The organism is Vibrio sp. F13, from assembly GCF_020806305.2.
In the GTDB taxonomy this organism is placed as follows: domain Bacteria; phylum Pseudomonadota; class Gammaproteobacteria; order Enterobacterales; family Vibrionaceae; genus Vibrio; species Vibrio crassostreae_C.
In genome coordinates, this window is sequence record NZ_CP170176.1 from 551,159 (window position 1) to 573,268 (window position 22,110).

A 22,110-nucleotide genomic window follows, 5' to 3' on the forward strand; every position below is an offset into this window, starting at 1 on the left:
CTTTTTGGTTTCTCTTTAGTGACGCTTTATTTTGGTTGCATCACTTTGGTTGATAGCTAGCTTGGCATTGCCAAGTAAAGGTTTGAGATTGGTTCGGGCTAAGTGTCAATAAGCCAATCTGGTTATTGAAGGCATCAGCGGGGCAAGTCATTGGTTCTATTGCAATACTTTGCTCGCTAGTTGGCGTGTACAGCTGAACGAATGGGTAGCTTTCATCTTGTTGGTAGCGAATAGCGGCAGAGGAATCTGAGCGCGTAAACGCAAGTTGATTGGTTGTCTTGGAATCAAATTCAAAGCAGTGATTTAAGCTTTGATTGGTGAGTGAATCACCCAAAGACAAACGGTCAAAAGCGTGTTTTTCACCATTGGGTAGGTCGTTTTCGTGTATGACCTCAGAGCAAGGCGACATAGCGAGTCCACATTGTGCTAGCTCAGTGCCGAGTGAAAAATAAGGGTGCCAAGCATCACCGAATGGGAAGGCTGAATCACCAAGATTAGAGACGGTCGTTGAGGAAGTGAGTTTACCCGTGACGTCAATCGTGAAGGTCATTTCAAGGTTGAACGCAAACGGGAAAGCAGGATGCAAAGACGACGTTTGATACTGCAACGTCACACTGGCAGATTCTTCAGTGGCTACGCTGTTTGTGATTGAAAAAGGTTGGTTGTAGAGCAGGCCGTGTACGGCGTGATCAGACCAAGGAAAATTAGCTGGGAGTTGATGGTTTTGGTTATCGAAACTGTAACGACCTAAGTTTAAACGGTTTGGAAAAGGGAATAATTTAGCACTGCGGGAAAAGAACGGATGTTGGTTGATCAGTTCATCATAATTCTGATAACCACAAATAAAAGAGAATGGACTGTTATTTACGATATATTTATTAATAACAGCACCAAATCCATTGATTATTTGAAGTTCTATACCATGTTGGTGGTTTATTAATGTGACAGAGTCAATATTTCCAAATTTTTCATTTATAATTTTAAACATGTTGATGTCTCCATTTTTAAAAGATATTAACAAGAAGAAAAAAATATTCAATGGCGGTTTTAAAATGAATAATAAAATTCCATATACGAGCTACTCAGGAAATTCAGAACACTTGTGTAAAAAAGGTGATGCAGTTGAATTTATTCAACCTTGGTACACGCCAATTTCGACTACACCAGAAAATACCGGTATGGCAGTCGGCGGAATTGGTAACACATTTACACTCACACCAAACGGCAACACGCCTAACTTCAGCTTTATTCCGGGAATCTTTGTCGATTGTTCAGAGCAAGTTATTAATTTTAATGATTTTTATGCGTCAGTGATGAATGTGCCAACCATCGACACGCTGCAAGTTCTTAATGAACAAGAGCTAAGCGTTCACCTGAACTTCTATCCTGCTTTGTTTGATGGAAAAAAGATTGAAAGTAGAGAAATGTCGAATGCGATTAGTCTCATTCAAACAGCATTAAAAAATGGTCGATTCTACCAAGAAAATAAAACTAACTTTACAAAATGGAACGTTGAATTTTCAAATAAGACTCAATTGTTGATTGCAGAAGATTCAGGTTCAACTATTTGTCAATTATATGTCGCCTTAGATTTCTTTAATGGTTTATTAATAAATGATACAACGAGATTATTATCACTCACTGCGGGTTATAATAATGATATGGATAGTATCAGTGGCAGTGATATAGATAGTGTTAATGGCAGGGATATAGAATACCAAGCTTTATATCCACTGGCTGAATATAAATACAGTAGCTTCGAAGATATTAATATAAAGCGTAAGGTAGTCTCTCCAATCGTTAAAGAGAACAAACGCCTATGTTCTTTACCGATGCACTGGAATCACTTCGAATTAACCAATAACTCATCGCAACCACGCGTGATTACGCTTGCTCAGCCGCTTCAAAACTTGATTGGCTCAACCTACCAAAAAGGTCGTGATGGTATTCAGGATTCGGCATGTACCTTGTCTCAAAATCCGATTGCTCAGCAGCATGAAGTGGTTAACTTAAAGGGTGAAAGCGGCAGCTTTACGGGTGTTCAATTGTCTAGCCAATCGCCTTATCAAAGCGATATTGAAGGCGAAATGGTGTTTGGTGTTCAAGCAGATAACCATTTGACTGAATCTGGTAAGGTTTCGATTTCTGTCAAACCAACGCTTTATACCTCTAAGACTGCTCAGCAAACAGAGTTCGCACTGAAAACAGGCCGTACCAACGTGGAATTCCAAACCGGCATTTACACAGGGCGTGAAGCGTTGAGCGCATTGGTGGTGGTTCAGGTTGAATTGGAAGCGGGTGAGTCTGTTGATCTGCGTTTTGCACAGGTGATGGCACACAGCAAAGTCATGCTTAATGGTTGGCACTCAGATAAGGCTTACACGCAATTCTACCCACAAGTAAAGCCTGCATTACCTATGTTAGAAGACATGTTGCCAAAGCTCGAAGCGATTGAGCAGCAGATCGTCGCACAACAAACCGCTTTCCTAGAGCAAGCTCAAAGCAAGATCTCGCAGCCTGAATCGGCACTTCGCTATGCAACGATGGCGATGAACTCATTGTCCTTCCTAGCGGAATCAACGGTATGGGACAATGAAGATAAGTTCTTGGTAAAAGAGTGTGTCGATTACCCATTCTTTAACTCTCTGGATGTGTATTTCTACGGCTCGTTCTCGCTGCTTTACTTGCTGCCTGAGCTTGATGGCTGCGTGATGAAAGCGTTCTCGAAAGCTATTTTGGCCGAAGACTTTACCGAGCGCCGCTACTGGGAATACGAAGCGACGCCTAATGCCGAATTGATTGATGACAAGTACCAAGGTGTGCGTGCCATTCGAGGTGCGGTAATCCACGACTTAGGCAGCCCATTCGACATTCAGCCCGATGCTTACAGTTGGCACAATGTGAAAGAGTGGAAGGACTTAGCGCCGAAATACATTCTGATGGTGTACCGCCACTATCAAAACACCCAAGATCTCTCTGTGGTTAAAGAGTGCTGGCAAGCGGTAACTGAAAGCATCGATTTCTTATCGAATTTGATCGCTGAGGGTGACGATTTACCACTAACCCGTGGCACAGACGATACCTTCGATAACCTCGCGTCTCACGGCATCTCTATTTATTGTGCGAGCCTGTGGGTTGCTGGCTTGCAAGCGGCGAGTGAACTTGCACAATTGATGGGTGAAAGCGAGCGAGCTAACGGTTACTTAACGCGTTCTAAAAAGGCGTTAGCTACGGTTGAGCAAAGCTTGTGGGATGACAAAGAGGGTTACTACCACTTCTTCGTGACGCCAGTTCAGGCTAAGCATCTAACCGGTGCGGGCTATCAAGCTCTGGAAACTTTGGGACTTTCATTGACCGGCGATGCGATTGCTGACAAGCACATGCTCAATGCATATCTAAATGAAACGGATACTTCCATTAGCATCAGTAAGGTATCTCAAAGAGTCTCTAAGAAACGCTTGCTGAGTGAGACGGCGCCACAAGCCTTTACTCAAGAATACTTAGATTTAGTGCCAGATTCTGACAACAGTTTTGGTGATGCCTTGTTGGCCGACAGTTACTTAAAGCTCATCGGCTTGGACGGTATTTTCCCGCAAGAGAACATCCAACGCGCACTAGACTATGTTTATAAGCACAACTTTGAGATTAACAGCCCTAAGCTTGGGGTTGCGAATATGACGTTGGCCGATGGTTCGCCGCATGAGGCATTTCAGGCTCAAGATGTGTGGATTGGTGTGCAGTTTAGTGTCGCAACGGCGTTGAGTCTGGCAGGTAAAAACCAGCAAGCAGAAACATTGATGGATACCGTGTATACCGCACTCTATGACTATTCAAAAATTCCATTTGCAGCGCCAGAAGGGTTCAATTGCTCTGTGTCTGTCAATGAGAAAGATCTTATGGAAGTCTTCAAATTGACGCAAAATGATGCGAAAAACTGGCTAAGTGTACTTAAATGTCAAAACTGTGTGCTGTCTGACGGTCGTATCAATCCAACATTGACGAAAGATACTGATAATTTTGTTAAAATGGTGAGCGGTGAAATTCCGTTAGAAAAGCTGGCAGGCTTACACAAATGGTTACTGAGTACTGGCTTGAAATATACGGCTGGTCGCTACTTTAGACCGGGGATGATCTTCGCCTACTTGTATTAACTTAATGACACGATTTTCAGCTAAAGCAGTGGTATGCAGGTTGAAACTGATGGGGAGCTTAAAGCTCCCCGAATGTCACTTGATTAGGGATTCGAGATGCGCACTAAAACAAAAAAAACAACAGTATACGATGTAGCAAGACTGGCTGGTGTTTCTCCCAGTACCGTGTCTCGCTTCCTTAATCGAACCACTTATGTGTCTGACGATAAAAGCCAAAATATTGAGCAAGCGATTAAAGACACGGGCTACAAACCTAATTTTCAAATGCAAGAAAACACCAACCGACGCTCGCTCACTATTGGTGTATTGGTACAACACCCTGACAGCCCTTATACCAGCCGTATTCTCAATGACATGGAGAAAACACTGATCGCTCAAGGTTATTCGTTAGTAATCGCGACAGGGCATTGGCAGAAAAAGTTAGAAATGCACGCGTTGGAGTATCTCGCAAAAAGTAACGTGGATGGCATGATCATCGTGACAGGAAGCATTACTCAGGAAGAGATTTCCAAGTATGCACAAGACATTCCTATCGTGATGGTTGGCTACGATTTTGTTGAGAATAACGTCCGCTCCATCAACATTGATAACGTGTTGGGCGGCTACATGGCAACCTTACATTTACTGCAACAAGGGCATGTGAATATTGCTCATATTAAGGGACTTTCAAGTCAACCTGATTCGGGAAATCGCTTTGAAGGCTATAAGAAAGCACTTCAAGAGGCGGGCATAAAAGTGATGCCAAAACTCGTTAAACAGGGTGATTTCAGTAGTGAGTCTGGCTACGAGAAAACGGTAGAGTTGATTGAATCTAAGGTTCACTTCTCCGCCTTGTTTGCTGCAAATGACCAAACGGCTTACGGGGCGATTAAGGCGCTGTCTGACCACGGTTATAAAGTGCCAGAAGATGTGTCAGTGATTGGGTTTGATGACTTGCCAACGTCTAAGTATTTCACACCTGCGTTAACAACATTAAGGCAGCCAATTGAAGAGATTGGAGAGGTGTGTGCTCAGTCGATTTTGAACTTACTTTCAGGTGAGAGGCATGAAGCACGACTACCACCGATAGATTTAATCGTCAGAGAGTCGACCAAGTCTCTGTATCGTTAGTTGTGAAATGATTGAATCATAGGGAGTTACAGTCAAAGACACATTATTTCCCTTCAGAAACGAAAAATGTCGCATCCATGCGACATTTCTCTTTTGGCGGCCAAACCAGTTTTGCTATATCCATTCTAGATTTCAATCCATTAGGAGATTATTCAGAATGTAATTATAAGACGCTGTTAATGTTGATTAGTTCCCTTTATGCGGCATTTTTTTTCGATTTATCTTCTAAGTCGAATGACGCAGCGATTAATTTCTTGGTGTAGTTGTTTTTCGGCGCATTGAAAATCTCTTCTGCAGACCCTTCTTCCATTACTTCGCCCTTCTGCATCACCAGTACGCGATCCGACAGTGCTTTCACTACCGAGAGATCGTGGCTGATGAACAGGAAGCCGATATTGTGCTTGGCTTGAATGTCTTTCAGCAGGTCAATCACGGTCAGTTGTACTGAGCGATCGAGTGCTGAAGTCGGTTCATCCAGCAAAATGAAAGAGGGCTCTAGAATCAGTGCGCGAGCAATCGCGATACGTTGTCTTTGCCCGCCAGAGAACTCATGTGGATAACGGTTTATTGAATTCGGCTCTAAGCGAACTTCAATCAATGCTTTGCGCGCTCTTTCTAAACGTTCTTGCTTGGATAGATGAGGTTGATGCACCGTTAAGCCTTCGGTGATGATTTCCCCAACTGTCATGCGTGGTGATAAAGAACCATAAGGATCTTGGAACACCATTTGGACATCTTTCTTGAGCTTGTGACGCTCTTTATCATTTAATAAGCTAACGTCTTGGCCTTTGTAAACAATACGTCCGGTACTCGGCAGCAAGCCGATTAATGCACGTCCAAGGGTTGATTTACCTGAACCAGATTCACCAACAATGCCTAGCGTTTCGCCTTGCTTAAGATTCAACGAAATGCCTTTTACGGCTTCGAAGTACTGGCTTTTACTCTTGATAAAGTGTGATTTCACCAAGAACTGAACTCGGATGTCGTCAGCACACAATAGTTCTGGGGCTGTCGCCTCAACAGGAACCTTAGCGCCTTTCGGAATCGAGTTAATGAGCATTCTTGTGTAATCATGTTTAGGACTATCGAACAAAGATTGAGTCATCCCTTCTTCTACGAGCTCACCTTTACACATCACTAGCACGCGGTCTGCAAAGTGTTTCACCACACCTAAGTCATGGGTGATGAACAAAATTGCCATTCCCATCTTGCCTTGGATCTCTTTGATAAGAGCAAGCACTTCAGCTTGAACCGTTACATCTAATGCAGTTGTAGGCTCGTCAGCAATCAGGATATCCGGTTCATTAATCAGCGCCATTGCGATCATGATGCGTTGCAGCTGACCACCCGAAAATTCGTGAGGGTACTTGGTGTACGACTTTTCTGGCATTGGCAAGTGCACAAGATTAAACAGCTCAATCACTCGCTGTTTGGCTTGAGACTTTGACACTTTACGATGCCACATAATAGCTTCTGCCACTTGAATGCCGACGCGCAGGTATGGGTTCAAAGATGTCATCGGCTCTTGAAAGATCATGCCGATTCTGTCGCCACGAATCGACTGCATTTCACGCTCTGATTTTTCGAGAACAGACTCGCCTTCAAACTCAATTTGAGACTGCGGATCAATAATGGCGTTGTCTGGAAGTAGACGCATCAGTGCGTTGGAAGATACAGATTTACCAGAACCTGATTCACCAACAATGGCCAAGGTTTCGCTGGATTTAAGGGTAAAGTTAACCTTTTTCACCGCATCAACGATTCCATCGTTGGTTTTGAAGCTAACGGAGAGGTTATTGACTTTAAGAAGAGCCCGGTCCGACATGATATATCCTTATCAATTTAAGACATTAGGTGAAGATTGAACTTCTGACGTTGTTTTAAGTTGCCCAAAATGGTGATGAGCACGTTGAATTTGTTCTAGTTCGAGCATCCAATGCGAACTGCGCTGAGCGCTGCAAAAAGCGATCAGGTGATTGAGCAAACCTTCGCTCTGCTTTTCCAATAATCCAAAGGTACGTTGAATCAGCTCAGTGTTCTCCAGAGAGATAAATTGCATCAGAGCGTAAGATTGATTCAAGGTATCGAAGGCTTGTTGGTGCTGACCTAATCGGTTGAGTATCTCTGATTGAGCGACGCTCGCGTCTCTTAACCCGGCAAGCAAGCAGGCAAATTGGCAAGGCTTGATATCGCTTTGGTATGCTGCATCTTGGATGTGATGAGGAAGTGAGGTTAGAACATCACCATAAAGGCGTTGTGCTTCTGGCCAGTGACCTTGTTCCATTAACTGTTCAGCTTTTAGGTAGTGCATCCAGCATCGTTCAATTTCCATATCCACATCCTCAATTTATAATATCAGAAAATGTTAATGATATTTATTATCAATTGCAAATTAAAATCATTCACATGTTAAGTTGGTGAATTAAATGACGAGCTATTCCTAAAAATGGCTTAAATTGTGTGTTATTTGTTCAGTTGAACAGCTGTGTAGCGTAAGTCACTAAATTTGTAGGAAATTACATCTACACTGATTTTATCTACACCCAAGTAATGAAGGACTAAGGAGGCGGCGATGGCGATGCAAAGACTCAATACAGAACAGCTGTATCAGGTAGCGGATTTAGATAAGCTACCATGTAAGTCGACCAAAGAACTGGCTCCAATTGACGAAATCGTCGGGCAGGAACGGGCACAAAAAGCCGTTGAGTTCGCGATGTCAATCAAGGAAAAGGGTTACAACATTTATGCGATAGGGCGAAATGGTCTGGGTAAACGCACCATGATCTTGCGCTATCTGAACCGTCACCCTCAAGAAGTGCAGGAGCTTTTTGATTGGTGTTATATCGCGAACTTTGAAGATATTCGTACACCTAAGGTACTGAAATTACCTCGTGGCGTTGGCAGCAGCTTAAAGCAAGATATTGAAAAGCTAATGCGTAAATTGCTGAAAGGTATGCCTCTAGCATTTGATAACGAGATGTACTTTAGCCGTGCTGACAGGCTTAAAAACCAATTAGCAGCTAAGCAACAAGCCGCGTTAGAAAGCATTAGCCAAGAAGCGAAAGACAAGGGCATTAACCTGACGATCACCACTCAGGGTGATTACCAGTTTGTGGCCATGAATGGTGATGATCTTCATACCGAAGAGAGCTTTGATCTGCTTTCGCCGGAAGAGCAAGACCAGTTCGATAAAACCATTGATGGATTGGAAGTCGGTCTGCGAACCATTTCTCGTGAGTTGACGGAACTTGAAGAAACGTACACTGAGAAAATTCAAAAACTGAATGATGATACGGCGCGAGACGTGATCACGCACTTCATCAAGCAATTGAAGAAGGATTACAGCCAATATCCAGACATCAAAAAGTACCTAACGGCACTGCGTAAAGACATTGTCGACAACGCTGACATCTTCTTAGAAGAGAGCACGGAGCAAGCAGAAGTTGCAACGGCCTCTTTGGATAAGAAAATGCCGCGTCGCTACAAGGTTAATGTGATTGTGAGCCAAAAGGAGGAGACTCTGCCGATCGTGGTGGAAGAGAATCCAAATTATCACTCTCTGTTTGGCTATGTAGAAACGGCGACGTTCAAGGGTACTGTCTTTACTGACTTCTCATTGATTCGCGCAGGTAGCTTACACAGAGCCAACGGTGGCGTATTACTGATGGATGCGGTGAAGGTACTTGAGCAGCCGTACGTTTGGGAAGGCTTGAAACGAGCACTGCGTTCACGTCAATTGAGCTTCACTTCATTAGAAAAAGAGGTGACCTTAACGGGGGCGGTATCGCTTGATCCAGAACCGATTCCATTGGATGTTAAGATCATCCTGTTTGGCGATTACCGAACTTACCAACTGCTGCAACACTACGATGCAGAGTTTGGTGAACTGTTCCGTGTAACGGCCGATTTTGAAGATGAGATGAAGCGTACTCCCGATTCTGAAATGCATTACGCGCGCTTTATTTCGAGCATCGTGCACGACAACAACATGCTGCATTGTGACCGTAAAGCGATCGCTCGCATCATTGAGCACAGCTCTCGTCAGGCGGGTGACCAAGGTAAATTGTCTCTGCACTCTGCTCACATTGCTAATCTGCTTCGTGAATCAAACTACGTGGCGAGAGGCTCAAAATCGAACCTGATTCGTGCAACGCACGTTGACCAAGCGTTATCTAACCAACAGATGCGTGTCGGACGACTGCAAGACAGCGTGATGGAAACCTTCACTAACGGCACAACGCTAATCCATGTTGATGGTCAAGCGGTTGGGCAAGTGAATGCGCTGTCTGTACTCAGCACGACGGATCATATGTTTGGTGCGCCGAACCGAATCACGGCAACCACCGCTTACGGTGATGGTGAAGTGATTGATATTGAAAGAAACGTAGACCTAGGTGGCAGTATTCACTCAAAAGGGGTGATGATCTTGTCGGCTTACCTTTCTTCCGTATTTGGTAAGACAGCCAAAGTCCCGCTCACCACTAACATCACCTTCGAGCAATCGTATGGTGGCGTCGATGGTGACAGTGCGAGTATGGCCGAGTTCTGTGCGGTAGTGTCAGCGTTTTCTAAGCAGCCAAACCGTCAAGACATCGCGATTACAGGCTCGATGAACCAGTTTGGTGAGTCTCAGCCTATTGGTGGTGTGAACGAGAAAATTGAAGGTTTCTTTGATGTGTGTGAAATCAAAGGGCGTTCAAACGAACAAGGGGTGATCATCCCGCGTTCAAATGTTCACAACCTGATGCTACGCAGCGATATCGTGAAAGCGGTTGAAAAGGGCGAGTTTAATATCTGGGCGATTGACCATGTAACAGAGGCGATTGAGCTGTTCACAGGCAAAGCCGCTGGTGAAGCAAGTGATGAGGGTAGCTATCCAATTGATACTATCTTTGGTATCGCCCAAGCTAAACTGAACGCACTGCGCAAATAGTTTGAATATCTAGATACAAACTATTTGCTAAATAGATAGATAAACAAACAGATAAACAGCTAAAACGCAAAAGCCATCGATTCTAGAGTCGATGGCTTTTTTGTTGGTTACGATTTGGTTTACCAGTGAGCTATTTGTATTTGGTCAGCTTGCTGTATTCGGTGAAAGTCGCGTGTTAAAAGGCGTTACCCATTTCGTAAGCAAAGCTTGGTGCCATCGAACTTCAGTTTTGCCAACAAGTGTTTGGCGTTAGCTCGGCCAATATCATCAAATTCAACACCATATCGAGCGTAGTGCGTCGATTTCTGTAGGTTACAGACGATGCCTCGCAGTGGCGGAATCAGTGGGCCATTGTAGTTCTCAGGGGTTATCTCAATAGACACTCGATCGGCAATCTGAATCGCACGAGAGGTCGGCGAGGTAACGAAACGACAACCACTTTTCGATAAATCTCGTATCTCACAGTTTGCTCGCTGGTCGTTGAAGATGATTCTTGAAGCAAGGTTAACTTCATAGCGTGTTTCTTTACGCAGCTGAGTCACTTGCATCGTGCTTGGTGTAGACAGCACAAGAATAGGGAAGGGTTCACCAATCTTATGGTGAATTTGGCTTCTAAAGTGGATAAGCGCGCCTTCACCTCGTAGAGAATACGCACGAGCGGTCATCCAAAAACCTTCTTGAAAGAAAAAGTTCAGATCTTCATTGGATACCTCGGGAACCTCAACCACAATACAGTTATCACTGTGCGTACCGATAAATTTAGTGGTGGCGAGAAACTTAGTGCCAACCGGAGTCGAGACATTTAATGTCAGCTCACTGCCGTGCTCAATCATGGCCAGTGCATCAGTGCTATTGATAGTGGAAACGGTACGATTACGAGGGTCTTGAAGTGCCTGATTATGCTCCAAAGGCTTCTTCAGGGGTGCGTTCATTATATGTTCTCCATGCGCCAACATGCGTCTGTTAGTTATATTGGTAACTTGCTAACAAGGGGTTATTACGTGCTAGATTTAGTGGACGTACTCACATAGATTTATAGAGTGCCTTTTATCATTGCTGATTTTATATTAAGCCGATTGCACTGAATTATTTGCTTTGTTTGTAAGTACTTAGTTTTATTTATATGCACTTGCGCTAGTCTATTACAAGGAACTCATACTTCAAACTTTTATTGTTTGTCGTATCAATTATTTGCAGGAGTTGAGAATGCAGGCAGTAAAATGGGATCAAGAAGTGAACCAGATCACGGTAGAGTTAGAACCCAACCAGTTCGCGGTCGTTAAGTATCAAAAGGACGGAGATGTACTACATATCACGTCGACACGCATTCCTGATGAACTGCAAGGCAAGGGCTTTGGTAAGGTGATGATGGAGTCGGTATTGCCTGAAATTGAACAAGCTGGCTTCAAAATTGTGCCGGTTTGTAGCTATGTGGTTCACTATATGAATAGGCAGCCACAGTGGTCACATCTTCTATCCGAAAAAGCATAGCAACGAGTTATATGTCTCAATCAATACCGTCAAACAATCTTGCTCAATCACAAGTGAGTACGAGTCCAAACCAACCTGAGCTTTATCAAAAAATTGCGACCTTACTGGGTTGCCATCAAGGGTTTGATATCCAAGTTATTCAACGCCTATGGGGCGGGTATGGCGAGCTAGTTCGCTTAGTCTTTGATAAAGATAATAGCGGCTCGATGAACAACGCCTCAGTAAACAGTGTGATCGTTAAGCATGTCGCACTGCCAGATAAAGCCGAACACCCCAAAGGCTGGAACACCAAATTATCTCATCAGCGAAAGGTGCACTCTTACCAAGTTGAGACGGCTTGGTATCAGTCGTTCACTCAGCAATGGGATGAGCGTTGCCCTGTGCCTGTTGGGCTGCAATGTGAACTAGAAGAGAATGAGTGGCTGATTGTGATGCAAGACTTAGCGGATATAGGCTTTCCGTTAACCTCTCATTTTGATGTTCTTGCTGCTTCTGACTATCAGGCACCTAGTTACACACGAGAAGAGCAAAAACAACGCGATGCTTGCCTTAAATGGCTCGCTAACTTTCACGCAAAGCATATCAATATCAATCAAGAGCAGTTGTCATCATTGTGGCAAGTCGGTACTTATTGGCATCTAGATACACGTCCTGATGAGCTCAATGCCTTGGCTGATTTACCATTGAAGAATCAAGCCAAGCACATCGACCGTTTACTCAAAGAGTGTCCATATCAAACCTTGGTACATGGCGATGCCAAGCTCGCCAATTTTTGTTTTGATTCTGAAAGCGAGCGAGCAGCTGCGGTCGATTTCCAATATGTGGGTTACGGCTGTGCGATGAAAGACGTCGCCTTGTTCATGAGCAGCGCGATTAGGCCACAAGATTGCGCAGAGCTTGAATCAGAAGTACTAGATGCTTACTTCCACTACTTGAAAGAGGCATTGGCGTACTATCAGCCACACCTTTCATTTGATGAGGTAGAAGCAGCATGGCGACCAATGTTTTACGTGGCGTGGGCCGATTTCCAACGTTTCGTAAAAGGCTGGAGCCCAGAGCATTGGAAGATTAACCCTTATACTGAGCAGTTGACCTTACGAGTGCTCACTCAATTAGACGAACAGGAGTCCGTCAATGTTCGATAGAACCGCGAGCTGGAAAACGCCGCAAAACTTTTTATTACTGATTTCGATTGTTGTACCTATCGCGTTTTCGAGCTGGATGGCTCTGCTTAATAATTTCGTGATTGAGAAAGCGAACTTTGACGGTGCCGATATAGGCTTGCTACAAAGTGTTCGTGAGATACCCGGCTTCTTAGCATTTACTGTGGTGTTTGTTTTAGCCTTCATACGTGAGCAACGCTTCATGTTGATATCGCTAGCGATGCTGACCGTGGGCACGGCGATTACCGGTTTATTCCCTTCACTGACAGGCCTTTTGCTTACCACCATTTTGATGTCAACGGGTTTCCACTATTTTGAAACGTTGAAGCAATCTTTGTCACTGCAATGGCTAAGCAAAGAAGAAGCGCCAGAGATGCTAGGTAAAATGATCTCGGTGGGCGCACTTGCGTCTCTTCTCACCTATGGCTCTATTTGGGTGATGCTAGAACAGCTAAAACTCGATTTCGCTTGGGTATATGGTATTACCGGAGGCATCGGTTTCGTTCTGGTGTTGGTGATGACCTTTGGTTTCCCTGAGTTTCAAACCAAGACCCAACAGAATAAGAAGTTAGTGCTAAGGAAGCGTTACTGGCTCTACTATGCGCTGACGTTTATGAGTGGCGCGAGAAGACAAATATTCACCGTGTTTGCAGGCTTTTTGATGGTAGAGAAGTTCGGTTACTCGGCTGCTGAGATTACGCTATTGTTCTTAATCAACTACCTATTTAATTTCTTGTTCGCAAAACGCATTGGCAAGTTCATTGGTGTGGTTGGCGAGCGCAAGGCGTTAATCTTCGAGTATGTCGGTTTGATCGGTGTGTTTGTTGGATATGGTTTGGTGCAAAGTGCTGAGTGGGCGGCGGCGCTTTACGTGGTCGATCATCTGTTCTTTGCTTTGGCGTTAGCGATTAAAACTTACTTCCAAAAAATTGCAGATCCAGCAGACATGGCCTCAACCGCAGGTGTTTCTTTCACCATCAACCATATCGCCGCGGTTGTTATTCCAGTCGCGTTTGGTGTGATTTGGTTGTCTTCTCCTGCAACGGTTTTCTATATTGGTGCAGTGATGGCCGTGGTTTCTTTGGCGTTGTCTTTAAACATTCCTAAGACACCTGAAGAAGGTAATGAAGTGCGAATGTTTAGCTGGCGTTAATGTTGGTCTCGATATTATGAAATAAGCAAAAAGCTCCAATAGTGATATTGGAGCTTTTTGTTTATGTGGGATATGTATATCTAATCCGCAAAATAGGTTTCACGCGGATCAGTTTCTTACGGTTTTTAATTCGGTACGCAGCTTGAAGATTCCCTTTGGTGCTTTGGTCAGTAAGATGCCGCAAAGTAGAGGAATCATCATTACAAGTGACTGTTCAGATAGAACCTCACCATTGATGTAGCAAGAGATCAGCAGCGCAACCACTGGGAAGATTAGGAAGCAGATAGACGCTTGGAAAGGTGTCGAAACCTGACCTAATTTAAAGTAAGCCACAATGCCGCCAACACTCGCCACAAAGCCTAGGTAAACCACAGCAGAGATTGAATCCCAAGTGAAAGATTCAATATTCACGTTTTCACCTATAGCTGAAACAGCGAACAAGAATAGAGCTGCAATTAGGCTCGGTACGGCGTTGTAGGTTAGTACTTCAATGCCTTTGCAGTGCTTTTGAACCAGCACATACATCACTGCGTGAATCGCAACAGCAAGGCCTAAGCAAACCGTGCCAATTAGGTAGTCATCGCCACCCATCTGCATTTCATTACCAAGGATTAGACATAGGCTCACAACAGCAGCGATCAACCCGAATATCTGGTGCTTCGCTAGTCGTAGACCTAAGAATAAGCCAGACATCAACATCACAGCCACAGGCATGTTGGCGAAGATGATCGACGCTAAACCTGAAGAGATGTATTGCTCGCCATAGATCATCAACGTAAACGGAATCGCGAAATACATCAACGCAACAATAAGCAGCCATTGGCGCTTACCTTTAGGGAACAGCAGTGGTTGGTTGAAGACTTTCGCCAATACTGCAAGCAGAGGTGCTGCAAGTAAAAAGCGCAACGCAGTAGCAAAAATAGGTGGGATAGAATGCAATGCTACTTCCATAGCGAACCAAGTGGTTCCCCAAATTAAGCAAACAGAGACAAAAAGCAAAATAGTTAGCGACTTCGAATTCATGGTGACTACTCATTAATAATTATTTTAAATCATAGGCTTGTAGCGCCTTAATGACGTGGCACAGTATAGAAAGGTAGTCGGAGAAAAGTTTTGTCTTTTTATCTCTAATTTGAGTTTTTTGTGGAAATTAAATCTCCATTATGATTATTTTATAGAAAATAAATTCGCTTTAGATAGTTAAAGTAAAGTCATTGTTCTTTGTGAGGTTTAATTTAACTTAAGGAATGGTCAACTCAACGAGTATGGCTGTTGGGTTATTGCTGTTAGCGTAGCAACAAAAAACGCGCCCTCAATGAGGCGCGTTTTTGAACAATACGTTTAAGAGGCTGCGTCTACTGCGTAACAGGCTTGACTTGTTTGGATTGTCTTACCGCAAGGATAAGTTGTGGTAGCAGTGACATCACTATCATGCCGGTCATTAGTGAGTATTGTACTGCAGTGAATGATTCACCCATCAACACCATACCGGTCACGATGCCAGCTACTGGGTTTGCGATGCCACCGAAGGTGAAATCAACCACCGACATACGCTGTAGCAACCACACATACATGCCGTAACCCAGCGCTGTGTTTAGCCCAATAACCCATACGAGTCCCATAGCATTACGAGTATCGAAATGAGTGACAGCGTTAATATAAGGCTGCGGATCGATGAATGCATGAACGCCAGACGCGACAGACAAAATCGTACCGCCCAGAATCAGTTGCCATGTTAATACCTTCCACCAGTGCATGCGGTTACCCAGTGACTTGGTAATGCTGCTGCCGATGACAATACACATTATTGCGGCAAACATTGCGCCTAAACCGATTGGGTTCAGAGCAATTTGGCTTGGGTTAAACAGTATCCACGCTAAGGTGATCAAGCCAATACCCGAAAGGGCCTGAATCAGATGCGGGCGCTGTTTTTTCACTACCCAGTGGAAGATCATCGCGAACACTGGCACAGAGATCATACCCACGCCAGAGATTGCCGAAGGCAGCGTTAGCGCCATCACGAAGATCAAGCCAAAGAAGGTCGCGATATTGATAAGGCCCAGTGTGAAAATGATTTGCCACTCGCCTTTTTTAGGCAGTGTTGGTTTTACTGCTAGCAATAACAAACCAGCAGGTAACGCACGCAAAGCACCCAATAATAATGGTGGCCACTCCTGTAGCGTAAATTGCGTCACTGCATAGGTTGTTCCCCAAAAGAACGCGGGGATCATTGCTAATAATATGTTCATTTAAAATATCTTTACGTTAAGATAACTATTGTGTGAACTGTATACTGAGAACTAGTGGTTGTAAAGTATCTTTATGTTAAACTAGTTTGAAGTAATCAGACTAACAACGGAGCGAGATTGCAAATGGATGCTATCGACCGCGTAGTAGAGCAATGGGCAAAGGAAAAGCCCGAACTAGATACTGAGCCTATGGCAATGATGGGTCGGATTATGCGTATTGCCAAGTATATGGAGACGCAAGTTGCCGAGCTTCATAAAAAATACGACATGAAGCTGGGTGAGTTTGATGTGCTGGCGACGTTGCGACGTTCTGGGAAGCCTTACCGACTGACGCCATCTGAACTGATTGGATCCATGATGCTGACATCTGGCGCGATGACCAATCGCCTTGATAAGCTAGAAGCCAAAGGGCTGATCAGTCGTGAACACAGCAAAGAAGACAGACGCAGCGTGAGTGTCCAGTTAACTAAAGATGGTCTTATTCTGATTGACCAAATGATGACTGAACATGTCGAAATGCAGAAAAAACTGGTTAAATCATTGTCTGCGAGTCAGAAGAAGAACACCAACCAACTTCTGAAAACATGGTTGAGCGCGTACGAGTAGTTTTTCTGATCTTCCTTTAGATTCAATAAAAAACCGAAGCTTAATCGCTTCGGTTTTTTTGTGCTTGTTTAAGAACTTCAAGTACAGCGAATTGGCGAGTTAAGCTTGCAGCATCTCGTCACTGAACAGTTCTGCACAACCAATGCCGTTGATGGCGCAACTTTCGTCGATGTCTGAGATGTCACCGCTGACCCCAATCGCACCAAGTACCGTTTTATCCTTATCTCGAATCAGTAGGCCCCCTGGCACTGGCACCATGTTTCCGTGTGCGAGTACGTTTACGGCGGAGATAAATGCTGGTCGATTATCAGCATCTTGGGCGAGTTTTCTAGAGGAACAACCCAGTGCGAGTGCTCCCCACGCTTTAGCAATCGCGATGTCTGGTCGCATCATGCTAGAGCCGTCTTGACGTTGCAGAGAAATCAGCTTGCCACCGCTGTCTAAGACGGCGACCGTCAAAGGTTCTGTGTGGATCTTGTTTCCTGCTTTTAAGGTGCCATCAATGATGGTTAACGCTTGTTGTAGAGTCAAACTTCCCATGTTATCTCCTAGTTTTTCAAGGGGCCGTGTACCAAGCTAAGTCAGCCAATCATTACGCTTGTTGTGAATATCATTGACTGATTCAGCTCGGTACAAGAGTCCTAACTGGACTCTTGTAATAGCCCATAGCTGGGTAAAGTTAGGAAGGCAGCGAACTCTTCGGCTGTAGAAAGTTGATAGAAAAGATCAGCTGTCTCTTCAAATCGACCTGCTGCATAGCGCGAGTCACCGACTTCATGTTTTATCGTGTCTAACTCCTGGTAAAGCCAAGAGTGGAACAATTGTTTGGTAAAGGTTTGGCCGTCATCAAGCGTGACGCCGTGGTGGATCCATTGCCAAATATTGGCTCTTGAGATCTCTGCGGTGGCGGCATCTTCCATAAGGCCGTAGATAGGTACACAGCCGTAGCCTTGAATCCAAGCTTCGATGTAATACAGCGCAATACGGATATTCTTGCGCACGCCGGCTTCGTCGCGGCTGCCTTCACAAGGTTTTAGCAACGAGTCTGCATTGATCACATGCTCCGGGCTTTGAAAATCCATTTGGTTTACTTTGCCATCTAAGTGCTTATCAAAGATCGACATTGCCAAATCAACCAGTGCAGGGTGCGCGACCCATGTGCCGTCGTGTCCGTTCTGAGATTCTCTTTGCTTATCTTCGATAACCTTGGCGGTTACACGCGCCATTTCTTGCGGATCTTTCGCTGGAATAAAGGCCGACATACCACCCATCGCCAGTGCGCCGCGAGCATGACAAGTACGCACCAACAGTTGGCTATAGGCATTTAGAAACTCTTGATCCATGCCGATCCCGTGGCGGTCAGGCAGGATGCGGTCTTTATGGTTTTTCAGCGTTTTGATGTAGCTGAAGATGTAATCCCAACGGCCACAGTTCATTGCCACGATATGATCACGCATTGCGTACAAGATCTCTTCCATTTGGAATACGGCTGGAAGCGTCTCAATCAAAACCGTCGCACGAATGGTGCCTTTGGGTACGTGGAAATAGTTTTCGGTGAAGCTGAAAATATCGTCCCACCACTGTGCTTCTTCCATGCTCTCAAGCTTGGGAATGTAGTAGTAAACCCCTAAACCTTGTTGTGCTCGTGATTGATAGTTATGGAAAAAGTACAAGGCGAAGTCCATCAAGCAACCGCCGATAGGCTGATTGTTGAATTGGATGGATTGCTCAGGAAGGTGGATCCCTCGTGGGCGTGCGATCAGCAGTGCAGGATCGTCGTTTAATTGGTAACGCTTCTGCTTCTTCTCATCGAAGTAGCTAATGGTGCCAAGGTTGGCGTCTCTTAGGTTGATTTGCCCTTCGACCATATTGGCCCAAGTCGGGGAAGACGCATCTTCAAAACAACACATGAAGACTTTCGCGCCTGAGTTTAGCGCGTTGATCACCATTTTTCTTTCGATAGGGCCGGTGATCTCTACGCGGCGATCCAGTAGCTCTGGTGGCGGTGTTGCTACCTTCCACTCTTTATTCTGACGAATGGAAACGGTGTCTTTTCTGAAATTGGGTAGCTCTCCCTCGTCATATTGAGCTTGTTTTGTGTCGCGGTCACTTAGCAGGGCATGACGGCGATCTCCAAACTTATTGACGAGAGCTTCTAAGAATTTTAATGCATCTTTAGACAAGATCTCTTTGTACTCGGAGTTGTCCATATTCCCGAGTACCTGCATACACTGCACTTCTTCTCTCTCTTTTACGTCATTCATCATTGTTGTCTCCTTTAAACAATACGATGTCATTTTGTATACAAAATGCTCTTTTTAAGGATATTTATATTGTAGAAATTGTAAACAAGCAAACGGTATTTAACATTTATTTATCATTTGATCTTTTTGTAATTTATTTTTACGTAAAGATATTTTATGTAAAGCAATGAATTGTAAGCTTTTCAGGATGAGTGCGTACTTAATGTGATGGGTTGATGTAACAAAATTGTTTCATTCTGGGGTTGATAAATAGCGAGGATGGTTCATAGTACACAAAAGTTAGTTTAATTGTATACAATCTGAACTGGAGGTTCGAATGGCAATTATGAAAGCGATTGAAGCAGCGGTAGAGGTGCTTAAACGTGAAGGTGTAGACATCGCATTTGGTGTTCCCGGCGCAGCAATTAACCCTATGTATGCGGCTATGAAAAAGCTCGGAGGAATCGACCACGTCTTAGCTCGTCACGTAGAGGGTGCATCCCATATGGCTGAAGGGTACACGCGTACTAATCAAGGCAATATAGGTGTGTGTATTGGTACTTCTGGTCCTGCGGGAACGGACATGATCACGGGGCTTTATTCGGCGTCTGCAGATTCAATCCCAATCCTATGTATTACAGGTCAGGCTCCGCGTGCTCGCCTTCACAAAGAAGACTTCCAAGCGGTTGATATTGAATCTATCGCTAAACCAGTCACTAAGTGGGCGACTACGGTGCTGGAACCTGCACAAGTGCCACGCGCATTCCAAAAAGCCTTTCATTTAATGCGTTCGGGTCGCCCGGGTCCAATCCTGATTGATCTACCGATTGATGTTCAGCTGGCTGAGATTGAGTTTGATATCGATACCTATGAACCGCTAGAACCTTATAAGCCACAAGCAACCCGCGCGCAGGTTGAGAAAGCATTAACCATGATGTCTCAATCGGAAAAACCGCTGATTGTATCGGGTGGTGGCGTGATTAATGCTGGCGCGTCCGAATTGTTGCAACAGTTTGCCGAGATCACTGGAGTTCCTGTGATTCCAACCTTGATGGGTTGGGGCTCGATCCCAGATGATCATGAATTAATGGCAGGCATGGTAGGGCTACAAACTTCTCACCGTTACGGTAACGAAACCATGCTGAACTCTGATTTTGTGTTTGGTGTCGGTAACCGATGGGCAAACCGTCATACCGGCTCTGTCGATGTTTACACTGAAGGCCGAAAGTTTGTTCACGTTGATATTGAACCGACCCAAATCGGTCGCGTGTTCTGCCCAGATTTAGGCATTGTCTCAGATGCGAAAGCAGCGCTAGAGCTAATGGTTGAAGTGGCGCAAGAGTGGCGTGATGCAGGCAAACTGCCGAACCGAAATGCTTGGGCAAGTGAGTGTCAGGAACGCAAATCGACCATGCTGCGAAAAACCAATTTCGACGAAGCACCAATGAAACCGATGCGTGTTTATGAAGAGATGAACAAGGCATTTGGTCGTGATACTTGCTATGTGAGCACCATTGGTTTGTCGCAAATCGCCGCCGCTCAGTTCCTGCATGTTTATAAGCCTCGTAACTGGATCAACTGTGGTCAAGCAGGCCCATTGGGTTGGACAACACCTGCTGCATTAGGCGTACGAGCGGCCGATCCTGACCGCGATATTGTCGCTATCTCTGGTGATTATGATTTCCAATTCATGATTGAAGAGCTGGCGGTAGGTGCGCAGTTCAACTTGCCATACATTCATGTGTTGGTGAACAACTCATACCTAGGATTGATTCGCCAAGCGCAGCGCCAATTTGATATCGACTATTGTGTACAACTGGCTTTTGATAACCAGAATGCGCCAGAGCTTGAGGGCTACGGTGTTGACCATGTCGCAGTTGTTGAAGGCCTAGGCTGTAAGGCAATTCGAGTTCGTGAACCAGACCAAATTGCCGCTGCGTTTGAGCAAGCCAAAGAGCTGATGAACAAGCATAAGGTCCCGGTTGTTGTTGAGTTGATTCTTGAGCGAGTAACCAACATTGCGATGGGCGTTGAGATCAATGCTATTAACGAATTTGAACCACTTGCCGAAAGCCGCGACGATGCTCCAACCGCGCTAGCTTACAAGTAATCATTAAGTAATGTGTATCCGTAGAGTTGAGGTTTAGATCTACAGAAAGTCTCCAATAGAGCGAGGCTTTACTACAAATAACCAGATTTTTACAGATAAAGAATAAGGACAGAGTCATGGCAAAATTTGCAGCAAACTTGTCAATGTTATTCACGGAAGTTGATTTTATGGACCGCTTTGAAGCTGCCGCAGAAGCGGGCTTTCAAGGTGTGGAGTATCTTTTTCCTTACGCCTTTGATGCTCAGGCAATCAAAGCAAAGCTCGATGCTAATAACCTAGAGCAAGTGCTATTTAACTTGCCTGCGGGTGATTGGGACGCTGGCGACCGTGGTATCGCGGTCGACCCTGCACGAGTTGAAGAGTTTCAAGCGGGTGTACCTAAAGCTATCGCTTACGCAAAAGCGCTCGGTTGTACTCAAGTGAATTGCTTGGCCGGGATTGTTCCGCAAGGTGTGACCCAACAAGATGCGCAATCGGCGTTTGTGATTAACCTGCATTACGCGGCGAACGCGCTAGCAGCAGAAGGCATTAGCTTAGTGATAGAGGCGATCAATACCCGTGATATTCCGGGCTTCTTCTTGAACACGACTGAGCAAGCCAAAGCGATCATCAAAGAGGTAGGGAGCGATAACCTTTCTATCCAATACGATATTTATCACATGCAGATTATGGAAGGCGATCTTACGCCGACCATGCAGCAGAACATTGGTCAAATCGCACACGTTCAACTGGCTGACAATCCAGGTCGACACGAACCGGGGACTGGAGAAATCAATTACCCATTCGTGCTCAATTATCTTGATGAGCTTGGTTATCAAGGCTGGGTTGGCTGCGAATACAAGCCAAAAACAACGACGACAGAAGGCCTTGGTTGGCTACACCAGTACCGTTAATTGCGTCT

The 22,110-nt window shown here is 44.8% G+C and carries 17 protein-coding genes; 9 read left to right on the forward strand and 8 right to left on the reverse strand.

Annotated features, from left to right (window positions below; translation table 11 throughout):
- Positions 1–40 precede the first annotated feature (40 nt).
- Positions 41–988: an aldose 1-epimerase gene (locus LMH68_RS17430; RefSeq protein ID WP_229647894.1), complete on the reverse strand. Its 948-nt coding sequence runs from the start codon at positions 986–988 to the stop codon at positions 41–43.
- Positions 989–1,052: 64 nt separating this feature from the next.
- Between LMH68_RS17430 and LMH68_RS17435 the strand changes: the two genes are divergently transcribed.
- A complete protein-coding gene (locus LMH68_RS17435; RefSeq protein ID WP_229647896.1) occupies positions 1,053–4,151 on the forward strand; it encodes a GH116 family glycosyl hydrolase in 3,099 nt (1,032 codons plus the stop codon).
- 96 nt (positions 4,152–4,247) lie between these two features.
- Positions 4,248–5,261 (forward strand): LacI family DNA-binding transcriptional regulator, encoded by a 1,014-nt coding sequence (locus LMH68_RS17440; protein WP_017094250.1) that lies wholly within the window; start codon positions 4,248–4,250, stop codon positions 5,259–5,261.
- Between the two features lie 196 nt (positions 5,262–5,457).
- Here LMH68_RS17440 and LMH68_RS17445 read toward each other — a convergent pair whose 3' ends face one another.
- A complete protein-coding gene (locus LMH68_RS17445) occupies positions 5,458–7,086 on the reverse strand; it encodes an ABC transporter ATP-binding protein (protein ID WP_229647897.1) in 1,629 nt (542 codons plus the stop codon).
- A gap of 12 nt (positions 7,087–7,098) precedes the next feature.
- A complete protein-coding gene (locus tag LMH68_RS17450; RefSeq protein ID WP_017068585.1) occupies positions 7,099–7,593 on the reverse strand; it encodes a hypothetical protein in 495 nt (164 codons plus the stop codon).
- Positions 7,594–7,833: 240 nt separating this feature from the next.
- Here LMH68_RS17450 and LMH68_RS17455 point away from each other — a divergent pair, with 240 nt between their 5' ends.
- Positions 7,834–10,194, forward strand: coding sequence for a Lon protease family protein (locus LMH68_RS17455; RefSeq protein ID WP_017061577.1), 2,361 nt, complete (start codon positions 7,834–7,836; stop codon positions 10,192–10,194).
- 185 nt (positions 10,195–10,379) lie between these two features.
- Here the strand turns inward: LMH68_RS17455 and LMH68_RS17460 are convergent, their stop codons facing one another.
- Positions 10,380–11,126, reverse strand: coding sequence for a flagellar brake protein (locus LMH68_RS17460; RefSeq protein WP_017065025.1), 747 nt, complete (start codon positions 11,124–11,126; stop codon positions 10,380–10,382).
- A gap of 274 nt (positions 11,127–11,400) precedes the next feature.
- Between LMH68_RS17460 and LMH68_RS17465 the strand changes: the two genes are divergently transcribed.
- The 3 genes from LMH68_RS17465 to LMH68_RS17475 are packed head-to-tail and all read left to right on the forward strand — an operon-like array spanning position 11,401 to position 14,001.
- On the forward strand, positions 11,401–11,685 hold the full coding sequence (locus LMH68_RS17465) for a GNAT family N-acetyltransferase (protein ID WP_102397885.1): 285 nt from the start codon (positions 11,401–11,403) through the stop codon (positions 11,683–11,685).
- Positions 11,686–11,696: 11 nt separating this feature from the next.
- Entirely contained in the window at positions 11,697–12,830 is a 1,134-nt protein-coding gene (locus LMH68_RS17470; RefSeq protein ID WP_102397886.1) for a phosphotransferase, read from the forward strand.
- Positions 12,820–14,001, forward strand: a complete 1,182-nt coding sequence (locus tag LMH68_RS17475) for an MFS transporter (protein WP_229647899.1) — start codon at positions 12,820–12,822, stop codon at positions 13,999–14,001. Before LMH68_RS17470 ends, LMH68_RS17475 begins: the two co-directional genes overlap by 11 nt.
- A 108-nt stretch (positions 14,002–14,109) precedes the next feature.
- On the opposite strand, the gene LMH68_RS17480 is transcribed toward LMH68_RS17475, so the two are convergent.
- Together LMH68_RS17480 and LMH68_RS17485 are read right to left on the reverse strand one after the other, a co-directional pair.
- Positions 14,110–15,024 carry a DMT family transporter gene (locus LMH68_RS17480; protein ID WP_017061581.1) on the reverse strand — a complete coding sequence of 305 codons (915 nt, stop codon included), beginning with the start codon at positions 15,022–15,024 and terminating at the stop codon, positions 14,110–14,112.
- Positions 15,025–15,356: 332 nt separating this feature from the next.
- Entirely contained in the window at positions 15,357–16,250 is an 894-nt protein-coding gene (locus LMH68_RS17485) for a DMT family transporter (protein WP_017067653.1), read from the reverse strand.
- Positions 16,251–16,373: 123 nt separating this feature from the next.
- On the opposite strand from LMH68_RS17485, the gene LMH68_RS17490 reads away from it, so the two are divergent.
- Positions 16,374–16,856, forward strand: coding sequence for a MarR family winged helix-turn-helix transcriptional regulator (locus LMH68_RS17490; RefSeq protein WP_017061583.1), 483 nt, complete (start codon positions 16,374–16,376; stop codon positions 16,854–16,856).
- Positions 16,857–16,955: 99 nt separating this feature from the next.
- Here LMH68_RS17490 and LMH68_RS17495 read toward each other — a convergent pair whose 3' ends face one another.
- Together LMH68_RS17495 and aceB are read right to left on the reverse strand one after the other, a co-directional pair.
- A complete protein-coding gene (locus tag LMH68_RS17495; RefSeq protein WP_008220964.1) occupies positions 16,956–17,396 on the reverse strand; it encodes a GlcG/HbpS family heme-binding protein in 441 nt (146 codons plus the stop codon).
- 101 nt (positions 17,397–17,497) lie between these two features.
- A complete protein-coding gene (aceB, locus tag LMH68_RS17500; RefSeq protein WP_229647901.1) occupies positions 17,498–19,123 on the reverse strand; it encodes a malate synthase A in 1,626 nt (541 codons plus the stop codon).
- A gap of 313 nt (positions 19,124–19,436) precedes the next feature.
- Here aceB and gcl point away from each other — a divergent pair, with 313 nt between their 5' ends.
- The gene (gene gcl / locus LMH68_RS17505; RefSeq protein ID WP_229647903.1) at positions 19,437–21,209 is read left to right on the forward strand and encodes a glyoxylate carboligase; all 1,773 of its coding nucleotides are present in this window, start codon (positions 19,437–19,439) and stop codon (positions 21,207–21,209) included.
- A 116-nt stretch (positions 21,210–21,325) separates the two neighbouring features.
- The gene (gene hyi / locus LMH68_RS17510; protein ID WP_017075254.1) at positions 21,326–22,102 is read left to right on the forward strand and encodes a hydroxypyruvate isomerase; all 777 of its coding nucleotides are present in this window, start codon (positions 21,326–21,328) and stop codon (positions 22,100–22,102) included.
- The last annotated feature ends 8 nt before the right edge of the window (positions 22,103–22,110 follow it).

Excerpts from the sequence above, each read along its gene's own strand:
- LMH68_RS17470 (WP_102397886.1), top strand. The coding sequence starts at position 11,697 with ATGTCTCAATCAATACCGTCAAACAATCTTGCTCAATCACAAGTGAGT.
- LMH68_RS17485 (WP_017067653.1), bottom strand. The coding sequence starts at position 16,250 with ATGAACATATTATTAGCAATGATCCCCGCGTTCTTTTGGGGAACAACC.
- LMH68_RS17465 (WP_102397885.1), top strand. The coding sequence starts at position 11,401 with ATGCAGGCAGTAAAATGGGATCAAGAAGTGAACCAGATCACGGTAGAG.
- aceB (WP_229647901.1), bottom strand. The coding sequence starts at position 19,123 with ATGATGAATGACGTAAAAGAGAGAGAAGAAGTGCAGTGTATGCAGGTA.
- LMH68_RS17460 (WP_017065025.1), bottom strand. The coding sequence starts at position 11,126 with ATGAACGCACCCCTGAAGAAGCCTTTGGAGCATAATCAGGCACTTCAA.
- LMH68_RS17430 (WP_229647894.1), bottom strand. The coding sequence starts at position 988 with ATGTTTAAAATTATAAATGAAAAATTTGGAAATATTGACTCTGTCACA.
- gcl (WP_229647903.1), top strand. The coding sequence starts at position 19,437 with ATGGCAATTATGAAAGCGATTGAAGCAGCGGTAGAGGTGCTTAAACGT.
- LMH68_RS17490 (WP_017061583.1), top strand. The coding sequence starts at position 16,374 with ATGGATGCTATCGACCGCGTAGTAGAGCAATGGGCAAAGGAAAAGCCC.
- LMH68_RS17475 (WP_229647899.1), top strand. The coding sequence starts at position 12,820 with ATGTTCGATAGAACCGCGAGCTGGAAAACGCCGCAAAACTTTTTATTA.
- LMH68_RS17450 (WP_017068585.1), bottom strand. The coding sequence starts at position 7,593 with ATGGAAATTGAACGATGCTGGATGCACTACCTAAAAGCTGAACAGTTA.
- LMH68_RS17495 (WP_008220964.1), bottom strand. The coding sequence starts at position 17,396 with ATGGGAAGTTTGACTCTACAACAAGCGTTAACCATCATTGATGGCACC.
- LMH68_RS17455 (WP_017061577.1), top strand. The coding sequence starts at position 7,834 with ATGGCGATGCAAAGACTCAATACAGAACAGCTGTATCAGGTAGCGGAT.
- LMH68_RS17435 (WP_229647896.1), top strand. The coding sequence starts at position 1,053 with ATGAATAATAAAATTCCATATACGAGCTACTCAGGAAATTCAGAACAC.
- hyi (WP_017075254.1), top strand. The coding sequence starts at position 21,326 with ATGGCAAAATTTGCAGCAAACTTGTCAATGTTATTCACGGAAGTTGAT.
- LMH68_RS17480 (WP_017061581.1), bottom strand. The coding sequence starts at position 15,024 with ATGAATTCGAAGTCGCTAACTATTTTGCTTTTTGTCTCTGTTTGCTTA.
- LMH68_RS17440 (WP_017094250.1), top strand. The coding sequence starts at position 4,248 with ATGCGCACTAAAACAAAAAAAACAACAGTATACGATGTAGCAAGACTG.
- LMH68_RS17445 (WP_229647897.1), bottom strand. The coding sequence starts at position 7,086 with ATGTCGGACCGGGCTCTTCTTAAAGTCAATAACCTCTCCGTTAGCTTC.